General features: G+C 37.9%; 8 protein-coding genes and 1 tRNA gene. 6 read left to right on the forward strand and 3 right to left on the reverse strand.

The genetic code is table 11. The features are described 5' to 3' along the window. Window position 1 precedes the first annotated feature (1 nt). The 4 genes from RHM67_RS17965 to RHM67_RS17980 all read left to right on the forward strand — a co-directional run bounded on the left by RHM67_RS17965 (window position 2) and on the right by RHM67_RS17980 (window position 4,570). A complete protein-coding gene (locus RHM67_RS17965; RefSeq protein ID WP_322228506.1) occupies window positions 2-670 on the forward strand; it encodes a response regulator transcription factor in 669 nt (222 codons plus the stop codon). A 237-nt stretch (window positions 671-907) separates the two neighbouring features. Beyond that, a complete protein-coding gene (locus RHM67_RS17970; protein WP_322228508.1) occupies window positions 908-1,168 on the forward strand; it encodes a hypothetical protein in 261 nt (86 codons plus the stop codon). Between the two features lie 39 nt (window positions 1,169-1,207). After that, window positions 1,208-3,766: a hypothetical protein gene (locus tag RHM67_RS17975; RefSeq protein ID WP_322228510.1), complete on the forward strand. Its 2,559-nt coding sequence runs from the start codon at window positions 1,208-1,210 to the stop codon at window positions 3,764-3,766. A gap of 730 nt (window positions 3,767-4,496) precedes the next feature. Then, a tRNA-Ala gene (locus RHM67_RS17980) sits at window positions 4,497-4,570 on the forward strand. Window positions 4,571-4,749: 179 nt separating this feature from the next. Here the strand turns inward: RHM67_RS17980 and RHM67_RS17985 are convergent. From RHM67_RS17985 to RHM67_RS17995, 3 genes are read right to left on the reverse strand one after another with little or no spacing between them, the layout of a single operon-like run. Then, window positions 4,750-5,121 (reverse strand): hypothetical protein, encoded by a 372-nt coding sequence (locus RHM67_RS17985; RefSeq protein WP_322228511.1) that lies wholly within the window; start codon window positions 5,119-5,121, stop codon window positions 4,750-4,752. Between the two features lie 48 nt (window positions 5,122-5,169). Further along, window positions 5,170-5,898 carry a response regulator transcription factor gene (locus RHM67_RS17990; protein ID WP_322228513.1) on the reverse strand — a complete coding sequence of 243 codons (729 nt, stop codon included), beginning with the start codon at window positions 5,896-5,898 and terminating at the stop codon, window positions 5,170-5,172. Further along, window positions 5,895-6,788 (reverse strand): sensor histidine kinase, encoded by an 894-nt coding sequence (locus RHM67_RS17995; RefSeq protein WP_322228514.1) that lies wholly within the window; start codon window positions 6,786-6,788, stop codon window positions 5,895-5,897. The genes RHM67_RS17990 and RHM67_RS17995 overlap by 4 nt, the downstream gene beginning before the upstream one ends. A 374-nt stretch (window positions 6,789-7,162) precedes the next feature. On the opposite strand from RHM67_RS17995, the gene RHM67_RS18000 reads away from it, so the two are divergent. Both RHM67_RS18000 and RHM67_RS18005 read left to right on the forward strand, forming a co-directional pair. Next, window positions 7,163-9,649 (forward strand): TonB-dependent receptor, encoded by a 2,487-nt coding sequence (locus tag RHM67_RS18000; protein ID WP_322228515.1) that lies wholly within the window; start codon window positions 7,163-7,165, stop codon window positions 9,647-9,649. 461 nt (window positions 9,650-10,110) lie between these two features. Beyond that, a complete protein-coding gene (locus RHM67_RS18005; RefSeq protein WP_322228516.1) occupies window positions 10,111-11,118 on the forward strand; it encodes a hypothetical protein in 1,008 nt (335 codons plus the stop codon). Window positions 11,119-11,221: the final 103 nt, after the last annotated feature.

The raw sequence follows: 11,221 nt of genomic DNA on the forward strand, positions 1-11,221 counted from the left end.
CATGGCAGAGATAAGCATAGCTATAGTAGATGATCAAAACCTGTTTAGGCAAAGCCTGGCATTACTGGTAAACTCTATAGAAAACTTTACATTGGTTGCTGAGTGCACGGGCGGGCAAGCATTTATTGATACGCTTAAAACTTTTAAAATAAAGCCCGATATAGCCATTATAGATATGGATATGCCCGGCATAAATGGTATCGGGCTTAATAAATACCTACATGTGCATCACCCGGCTATTAAGGTGATCATATTAACCGTACACGCTAACGAAACACTCATAACCCAAATGATAGATGGCGGCGCAGCATCATACCTGGTAAAAAACTGCGATAAGGATGAATTATTGCTTACTATTAATACCGTATATAAAAACGGTTTTTATTTTAATGCCGATGTAATAAAAGCCTTGCGCAATAGTGCAAACCACCGCTCAAACTCGCAGGATATATTAAACGGTATGCCAATTATGCTATCAAAACGCGAGGGGCAGGTACTTAACCTAATTTGTAAAGAGTTTAATAACACCGAAATTGCTGCCGAACTGTACTTAAGTGTACGCACTGTAGAAGGGCACCGCATTGCTTTGATTAATAAAATTAAGTGCCGAAACACAGCCGGATTAGTGCTTTTTGCGTTAAAACACAGGCTTGTAGATATTGCCCTTTAAAACCACGTACAAACACGCGATTTTAAAAATGCGTATTTGTACTATAACCCCAAATTTCGGACACTATTGATTAGCTTATTGCCCAAAACGTAAATACCATTGCCAAACAATCGTTTATTTATATATTTTTACTCAATAATTAACAATACCATTTTTTATAAAACTCTAAGAAATTTTTTAGTCAAAGTAATGTTTATATTTACGTATAAATTAAAACATTCTGAAAAGTTTTAGCAGATGGATATAGTTTTTATTAGTAACCAGATCAAGTACGATATATTAAATATTTGCGGTTTACCGGTTGATCAGTCTTATAATTTATTGACTAACACCCCTTTAAAATCGATAGGTTATGACAAGGATCAGGAACTATGCAGGCAGCTTGAAGAAAAGCTGCGCATAGTTGCAGAAGAGTATAATACAGGAAAAAGGGTTGAGAAGGGGGATGTATCACAAAACTTAACCGTACGCGAATGTATTCAACTTGTTATAGCATAAGAATCACTAACAAGAAAAGTAGATTAATAATTGCAGTGTATGACTTCATTATTACCTCAATACTACGAAGTACTAAAAACATCCGTTTTAATAACATCGGGGTTTATTACTATTACCCCTTGTGATTGTAAGGTAATATCTAACCAGATATTGGCACAAACTAAGCAAAGTATAAGCGAAACCACGCTAAAACGCGTATATGGCTTTGCTTACAGTAAATTTAAACCTTCCCTTTTTACCATTGATGTGATGGCCAAATTTTGTAGCTACCAGGGCTGGGATGATTTTTGCCAAAAACAAAATAATACATTAGTTAAACAGCCCGATAGCGCCGGCAAAAGTTGGGATAGCCTTAAAATTAACGCGGGCAAAATAACCAACTTTACATTACAGGTGCTGCGCAATAAATCGGGCATCCCGTATGGTCAAACCATCAAACGGAAATTTCTTGATGACCACTTCGAAGAATTTTTAGCAGGCGATTATACAGCTACTGTAGTAGCAGCCCAGGCAGGCTACGGTAAAACTATTGGCCTGTGCCATTGGGTAGAAGAACGGATAGAGCTGAATACACAGGGCAAATCAAACGACATTATCCTGTTTTTTAGCACCAACGCGCTAATGAATGTTTTTTTAAGCGGCCGCGATCTTAACCATTGGCTATTGGTGTTGTTAGGCTACTCGCCGGATGAGGATATATCCGCCCTGGTAGATACGCAGCAACAAAAAGGCGGCAATTTCTTTTTGGTGATAGACGATTTTGATGAACACTTTTACAAACCCGAGCAGTTTAAATTGCTGCTTAATCAACTGATAGACATCTTTTCGTTATACCAAACGGCGCCATGGTTCAAACTAATACTAACCATGCGATCGGCAACCTGGATAAATAATAAGCATGAGCTGGATAACGGCAACTGCAAATGGTTTAAAGGGTTCTTAAACGATGTTAACTGGGCTACCAATGTGCCGCTTTTTAACGTGAACGAAATAAAAGAGCTTTGCCTAAAAATCAACCCGGCAATTAAAACCTTTATAGCGGTTGATATGGCCAATGAATTTAACCACCCGCTATATTTCCAGTTCTATTACAAACAACACAAGGATGATTTTTCGCTAACCGATATAAACTATGTTTGCGCCTATGAATTGATATCTACCTTTATATTAAACAAGGTTTACCTTGGCCACTACTCTGCAGAAAAAGTTTTGTTGCTTAAAGGCCTTGTTGAGCAAATGGATTTTGAAAACGATAAATTTGATGTCGTAAAAACCAGAGTAAATGGCCTTATAAAGCAATCCGCAGCTGCTTATAACGAGTTGATAAGCATTGGTTTCATCCGCGAGTTAAACAACAGTACCCATCTGCATTACCATACCAATATCCAGTTCGTAAATGATAATTTTTTGGAGTATACCATTGCAAAAACCATCCTCCACAAAAACAACTTTATATTTGACCTGGTATTGATCAAAGACCTTAACAACAGGTTTGCAAATAGCATACATAAGTTACCCATTTTAAAATGGTGTGTGATATATGCTATAAAAACAGGACAGCAAAAAAGTTTCGAAATGCTTTCGCAAACGCAGCTAAACTTAAATGAAAAATCGGACCTGATCATTTTCATGGGCGATTTGCTAGATAAAGAATGTGCTGCAGCCAACAAATCAGAATCGCTCATTCAGTACTTTAAGCAAGATTGCAGCCCACAGTTGTTTAATTACTTTTTTGGCCTTGAGTTTATTAAAACAGGCTATAAAAAAACGCTTTACAGCCTGCTTAAGTTTGAGTTATCAAACCGCAAACGTATATTGGTGTATGCCATGTTGGCAAGCTCGGCGGTAATGCGCTTAGATATGGATGACCTGGCTTTATACATAGATAAGCTAAAAAAAATCCCGGCAGAAGATTATCACAATTTTGCCATAAACCCGCTTAAATGTCTCGACGCGTTATACTCCTTCTTCAAACACAACGAAATTAAGAAAGAGGTATTTGCAGACGTAACCAGGTTTTATTTTAACCCATCAAGCGACGGCAACTACTTTGAAGATAACGCCTCAAATGATTTAATATATCTTTTGGCAGCAGATACCCTATTGTTAACACAAACGCATCAAAAAACGCTTCGGTTTGTAAATGCTTTAGAAAAGCATTACAAAAAAAACGATTTGGACACTATTAACAGTTATAGCTACTTTTTAAATGTTGTTATAGCCGATTGTAATTACAGGTTAGGTAATACCGGTGAATTAACAAGAATTTATGAAGCCTTTTCGGCCTGTTATAAAAAGGACACCAGCGCTTTTACCAACTACATGAAAAACATGTTTTACGCGCTAAGGATAAAGAATAATTTACACCTGAAAAAATACAGCCATATTATTGAGGATGTTAAAACACATACACAGGTTGCAGGCGAACACAGGCTGTCAAAACTATTTTTATTAGCGCTTATTTTAAAAGATGAAAATATAGCAGCATTATACCCGCAATTTTATAAAAAATGCCAATACGATGATAATAAGCTGCTTCGCGATTGCGGTTTATTAACCAACCCGATGCTAAATAATGCACCGGTGCACAATACCTAATACCAAACCTAATCAAAATGCAAGGCGGCGTTACTACGGTAACGCCGTTTTTGTTTTATGCGCATCACATGTACCTGTAACATCGCCGAATGTTCGCATGGTTATGTAGCAATCTTTCATCTATAAAAAACACCAGCTTGCCTCATGGTAGTTCCTAAAAGAATCATGGCATACGTACTTTTCCTAAAAGCTTCGCATATAGTTTTTAAATTTCGCCTTATCATGGTGATAAAAAGTTGTTTACACCATTCGGAAATGACTTTTTATCGAAAAAATTTAAAATTTTAAAATAAATCCTATTTTTAGCAAAAAAAATGAACCAAAAAAACGCTTTAAGAGTGTATTGTTATAAAATAAGACTCATTTTGAATTTTTTTAAAAAAACAAAGCCGTCATAAACACAATTATTTAATAATTTAACATTGATTTAAACATTTGTTAACCAAATTGTTGTATTGTTGCAAATGCAATAATTTATTTGGAGTATCTGTAAAAATGTTACAAAAAAATTACAAAAAAACTCTTTGCATATAAAAACTTAGTGTTAATTTTACACTATTAAAAATAACAAAAAAGTCTTCTCATAATTTAGGTTTATAATTGGTTAGTAAAGGCCCCTGCCCATCAGGGGCTTTACTTTTTTAAAAGATTTTTTAAACCTGATAAGATAAAAATCACAACAAGCATTTGACGTTTCACAAATTTTGCTACTTTTGCCATCCCAACACACGGGGGATTAGCTCAGCTGGCTAGAGCGCTTGCATGGCATGCAAGAGGTCATCGGTTCGACTCCGATATTCTCCACACATAATAAAACCCTCTAAAATTGGCTTTTTAGGGGGTTTTTAGTTTGAAAATGGGGCGATAACCGGGGGATTTCAGCACGAAATTAGCACTCGAAAGTCTGATAAAAATGGCGTTTTTACTATCGTTTTAGCACTTTTTTATACAGTTTCTTTTGGTTTCATTGCTCATTTGCTTTGCTAACAACTCAACTTGTTGTGGTCTGGTGAGATTTTCGGGTGCTTTTTCGGGTCAATCAATTCCTTAACCACTTCTGCTACCAATACTTTTACATCTGAGCCTGCCGATGCCTTACACCAATCATGCTGGTACTTAACCATGTCATATCGTTTAAAATTTGGTGAAAGCATCTGAATATGAGCAAGGGTTTTGTAAACTGATATCAGGTACGTGTAGCTATCAAGTATAGATGCCAATAGGGCACGGCCTTTATTGATAATTATAGAGGGCTTTCTTTTATTCAGTTTTGCACTCAGTATATCCAACGTTTCCATTTCCTCCACAACGTTGCTATTCTTAAAAACTATTTGGTACTGGTCAAGTATGCACATCCCAATAATCAAATCTTGTTGTAAATCCGTTTGAATTGATGTTGAAATCTATTTCCAGGTAATGTAAAAGCGTGCAAAGTCATCTTTATACTGTTCAGATACGTTATATGTACCTGTTCCTATACTCACCGAATTTTTGGTTACAGAAGTTACTTTGTCAAGCGATATTATAGTTGATCTATGTATCCGCATAAATTTTTCTTTTGGTAGTTTGTCTTCGATGGCTTTTAACGTAATTAAAGAAAGAACCGGCTTCTCCGAATCTATTAGATAAATTTTCGCATAGTCCTTCAGCCCTTCAATATGGCTAATATTGTCGCATGCTATTTTCACTATTTGAAATTCTACTTTGAGATAGATATAATCGTCTAAGCTTGACGATACCTCTTCTGGCTTAGTTGTCATTTCGGCGAATTTCATTGCCTTAGTTGCCGCACGGACAAAGTCTTCATAACCGAATGGTTTCAGCAGGTAGTCAATCACATTGAGCTTGTAGCCCTCTACTGCGAATTGGTCAAATGCGGTAGTAAATATGATAGCAGGGGCATCCTGCATATTTCTATTGCTTAGTATACGGGCAAGTTCGATGCCGCTTAGATCAGGCATTTGAATGTCCAGAAAGATGAGGTCAACCGGGTTTTTACCAATGAAACTTAATGCCTCGATAGCATTATCAAAACTTTCAGTAAGCTTCAAAAAAGGCGTTTGGCCTATAAACCGGCGTATCAGATCAAGTGCGGGCGGTTCATCATCTACGGCTATACAGTTTAATATCATATCAGTAGCTTTAATTTGGCTTCGTATTCATTCTCAGTTACCATACCCATGCTAAGCGTATATTTATCCGGATATAACAGTTCCAGCCTGCGGTTTGTGTTTCTAATACCGATGCCATTACTTTCATCTTCGTTTGCACGACGGCTTTTATAAACCGTGTTTCTTACAATTAATTCAACGTTCCCGTTGTTTTGTAAAATATGTATTGAGATATAACCTTCCTGGATTCCGCTAACACCATGTTTGAAAGCATTCTCTACAAAAGGCAAAAACACCATTGGCGCGATCATCATGTCACCTGCCTCTTCCGGCACTTCCAAATGTACCGTTGTTTTTCTACCGGTGCGAAGCTTCATCAGTTCAACATATTCCCTGATAAAATTAAATTCTTTGGTTAACGGCGTATGTTTTCCTGCTGCGTCATATAAAACATAGCGCATCATCTTGGAAAGATTTGTTATAGCGGTTCTCGCAATTTCGCCGTCAGACAATGTGTAAGAATAGATGGTGTTCAATGTATTAAAAAAGAAGTGCGGGTTAATCTGCGCCTTGAGAAACGTTAGCTCTGAACTTACCTTTTCCTGTTCTAGTTGCTGGCGCAAATTAACCTCTGCCTGCCACTTCCTGATGAAACTAATAGTGATGGATAGCCCGGTTGTAAGAAGTATCATACCCGGCACAAAAGTATTCCAATGCCCGCCACGACCCTGCCGAAAAGGTATTTCGTTCAAATCAAAAGCTTCGTTGATAACGCTCTTCAGTAGGGTAAATACACCAATAAGCACAATAGTAATTACTACGTATATCAATACCGACCGCTGAATAAGCAAGCGAGGAATCAGCACATAATAATTCAAATAAAAGGTTACGATCAAAATTACAAGTAGCACGCTTTGCTTAATCAGGAAAACCTTAGGTATCTGGTCGCCCCAATCTGCCGGACGAGTATACAGAAACCCAAATCCTAAGATCAGCCAACAGAAAACATGAAGTAGGATGAATATATTATTTCGTTTGAAAACGTTCATGAAGACATTACTATAACACAATGATAAAGATAGTAACTGGAAGACAACCGAAAGATCGCCTATTTTGAGCTAATAATCGACCATTTTGCTGTTTTTAACGATATCCTGTTTTTTCGATGCAGCAGAAGCACTTTTTACCAGCATTTGCCAGGCATGTCGATTAGTTTGCCAGTATGGTCTATCGCAGTTTTTTTAAGCCGCGAGTTTCCTTTCATTTGCTGACAGATAAACAAAACATGAAAAAAATATATCTACTTTTACTACTGGTATCGTTTTTAGCATTAACGGCTAATTCAAAAGACATTTTCTTGTCAACCAAGATACCAAATGTTATTGACGTGGCAATTACCGGCACCATTATCGATTCTGTAAGCGGGAAACCTGTCGATTACGCTACCATAGCCGTTTTCGAACAAGGCACAGGAAAGATAGTATCCGGTTCCATGGCTGACGCCGGTGGCAAATTTACGGTTGACAATTTAGTAGCCGGTACCTATAAGTTAAAAATTACTTTTATTGGCTATGCAGATAAAACGGTTTCAAATATACAGATTACTGAGGGTGGCAGTTTAAAATTAGGTAAGATATTGCTCAGTCCAAGTGCAACTGCGCTAAAGGAAGTACAAGTCACGGCGAAAAAAGCATTGATCGAAGAAAAGATTGACCGCACTGTTTATAATGCCGAAAATGATCTGACAGCCCGCGGTGGAGATGCCACAGATGTGATGAAACGCGTGCCAATGGTGTCGGTAGATATGGATGGTAATGTAAGTGTCAGGGGTAGCTCTAATATAAAAGTCTTGATTAACGGCAAACCATCCGCCATGATGTCGGCAAGCGTTTCTGATGCCTTAAAGCAAATCCCGGCAGACCTGATTAAAAGTGTAGAGGTGATCACATCGCCGTCTGCTAAATACGATGCAGAGGGCTCCGGAGGTATTTTGAATATCGTGCTGAAACAAAATACGCTCCAAGGCTTGTCGCTCAATATTAATACAGGCCTAGGTACACGCGGATCCGATCTTGGCCTGAACGGCGGATACAAAGTGGGAAAATTTAATTTTTCACTGGGCGGATTTGGCCGAAGCATTTACAATACGCCGGGCGAGTTTAACAACAGCCAAACGATTACCAGTCTTACTACAAGTGATGTTAGGTTAACGACACAGTCTGCAACCACGAAAAATAAAGGCCTTTTCGGTCGATATAATTTTGGCGTTGATTATGACATCAACAAACAAAGTTCTTTAAGCCTGGGCATTGTAGTTGGTGCAAACAACCGTCCTATCAATCAGAACAACCTGTTTACCCAGAGCTACCTTAACAATATGCTCAGCAGCTCTACGCTGCAAAACAACAATATCACGAACAGTTCAAATCAGTTTGATGCTACGCTGACCTATACATTGAGCGGTAAAAAGCCGGAACGTGAATTCAGCTTGCTTGCCGGATACAGCCAAAATAACAGGGACAATAATTTTGAAAGCATATTTCTTGATCAAAGCAACCTGGTTACCAATGGGTTAAAAAACATTAATAACAGTTTGAACAAAGAGTTTACGCTTGAAGCGGATTACCAAACGCCAACTTTCAAAAATCAGTTGCTTGAGTTTGGCGTCAAGAATATTTTACGCAAGGTAAATAGCGACTATTCTTCTTTTTCAGCTGATGACGCGACGCTTAATTACCTGCCGCTTTCTTCAGTTAGTCTGTCTAATGCCTTCAATTATCAACAAAACGTAACAGCAGGTTATTTGTCATATACACTCGCGCTTCCAAAAAACTATACAGTTAAGGCAGGCGCGCGTTATGAATACACCAGCATCAATGCAAATTTTCAAACAGGTTCGGCAGTTAGTATACCCAATTATAGCGTTTTGGTGCCCAGCTTTAATATTGCCAGGAAGTTTGATGGCGGTGATATGATCAAGCTGGGTTACAATCGCCGTATACAGCGGCCATCACTGGAGTTCTTAAATCCAAATATCCAGTCGTCAAACCCTTTGAATATTACGGTGGGCAACCCGTCACTTCAACCGGAATTCACTAACAATTTTGAGTTGGCTTACAGCACGCACATCAAAAACAATAGTCTCAATGTATCTGCATTTATGCGTAATACTAATGATGCAATACAAACCATCAGGACAAGCAGCGGCGATACCGTCAGAACAAGCTATCAAAATTTGGGCAGGCAAAATGCCTATGGTATGAGTTTATCTGTTAATATATCACCAATCAACAAATTAAGCATTAATGGTGGTATTGACTTTTACCACATAAGCCTCGACAACCAGGATCCTGATCCAGTTTTCCATGCTTCAAACAGCGGCTGGGTTGCCAATTACCGTTTGTTTGGCAGTTATGACCTGTCCGATAAATATTCGTTGCAGGCATTTGCTTTCCGCCGCTCCAATCAGGTCCAGTTACAAGGCTATCAAGGTGGTTTCGGCGTTTACGCCCTGAGTATTAACCGGTACTTTAACGGTAAAAAGGGGAGTATTGGCATCGGTGCAGATAATTTCCTGACTAATGGCTTTCATATACCTACGGTTGTTAATTCCGGTAACATCAGCCAAAACGCAGTTAACGTAAATTACAACCGCAGTTTCGAAATTAAGTTTAGTTACAAATTTGGTGGTTTGACCAACAAGCCTAAAAAGCCTAAGAAGACCATCAATAATGATGACCTGAAGCAGGACAACAATGGCGGTAATAATTAACAACGGGAATTTCGTCTAAATTTCTATGATAAAATCTTAATTTGTATAGTGGTCTAACAGGCTTGAATATTCTTGTCAAATTAATACTCTGTAATAACTTGATCCTAAAAAGAATATCGTGTCACTGAAAAAATCACGTCGATCACAAAAAACTCAGTTTTCATTGGTAAGTCCATGTTTCCCGTATCGGATCATTTCAAGGATAAATTTAATAGGATTGTAGGTACCTCGCGATGATTGCTATGCAAAGAAAAAAGGTATATCATTTTTACTGGCGACTCCTTAGTGGCTTATCAATCAGATTTTTAGTCTTACGTCGTTAAAAACCAGCCACACGTCTATTATATTATAATTTAGGTCGACTTTAAAACAAACTGATTTCAAGTTTAGATACCTTAGCATAACCAGTAACCACTTATATCATCGAATTTAATCTAAGAATTTACAAACAATTTTTTATTATGAAAACATTCAAATTAATAGCATTATTTACCCTTTTGATTTCGACTAGAGCCTTTGCTCAACAAAAATCCGTGTTCAAAATTTCCGATATTTTTCATATCAAAAGCGGCGGAGATTACGATTATCTTACTGTCGATAGTGCATCCAATAGGCTTTACATATCCCATGGGAACAAAATAAATGTCATCAATAAATTTACAGGCGATTCGATTGCCATAATTTCCTCCAAAAAAGATGTCCATGGTATAGCCCTGGTTCATGAATTTGGGAAAGGCTATATATCCAACGGATCTGCAAAAAGTGTTTTGGTCTTTGATCTGAAAACACTTAAAGTATTGGGGCATGTGCCCGCCGGTGACTTTTCTGACGGTATTTTCTACGATGATTTTTCAAAAAAAGTCATTTGTTGTAATGGGAAAAGTAAAAATTTGACGGTGATAGATCCTCGAACTGACAAAGCTGTGGCAAATATTCAACTAACTGGCTGGCCTGAAACGGCAGTAAGTGACGGTAAGGGAAAAATATATGTTAATAATTCAGAAAAGGCAGAAGTTGATGTTATAAATGCAAGCACTTACAAGGTAATTCATAGGTGGCCTAATAGGCCAGCAAAAGCGGCCGCGGGTTTGGCTATTGACCGAAAAAACATGCTTCTTTTTGCAGGGTGCGACGAAAAAAAATTGATTGTTATAAACGCCCGGAACGGAAAGACCATTGCAACCTTGCCAATTGGGGATGAATCGGATGCAATCGGTTTTGATGAAAAGTCGAAACTCATATATTCTTCTAATGGTGAGGGAACATTGACCGTTATAAAAGAAATATCGCCAATCAAATTTGCTGTTGCCCAAACTTTAAAAACTAAAAAAGGTGCAAGGACTTTAACTGTAGATCAGGTTACGCATAAAATATATTCGACAACGGGCGCTCCTGCACCAAAGAAAAAGGGGGAATTCAGACCTTCTGTAATACCTGGAACTTTTGAAGTGTTAGTTATCAATAGATAAGCTCCCAACCGGTTCCCATTGTATGCATTCAGGACTCATTCAGTTTAAAAAACCCAATCTATTAAAGTGGATAACAAAACAATTCCGCAGGCTATAGCGAAAG

It is taken from the genome of Mucilaginibacter sp. 5C4, assembly GCF_034345625.1.
Classification (GTDB): Bacteria; Bacteroidota; Bacteroidia; order Sphingobacteriales; family Sphingobacteriaceae; genus Mucilaginibacter; species Mucilaginibacter aurantiaciroseus.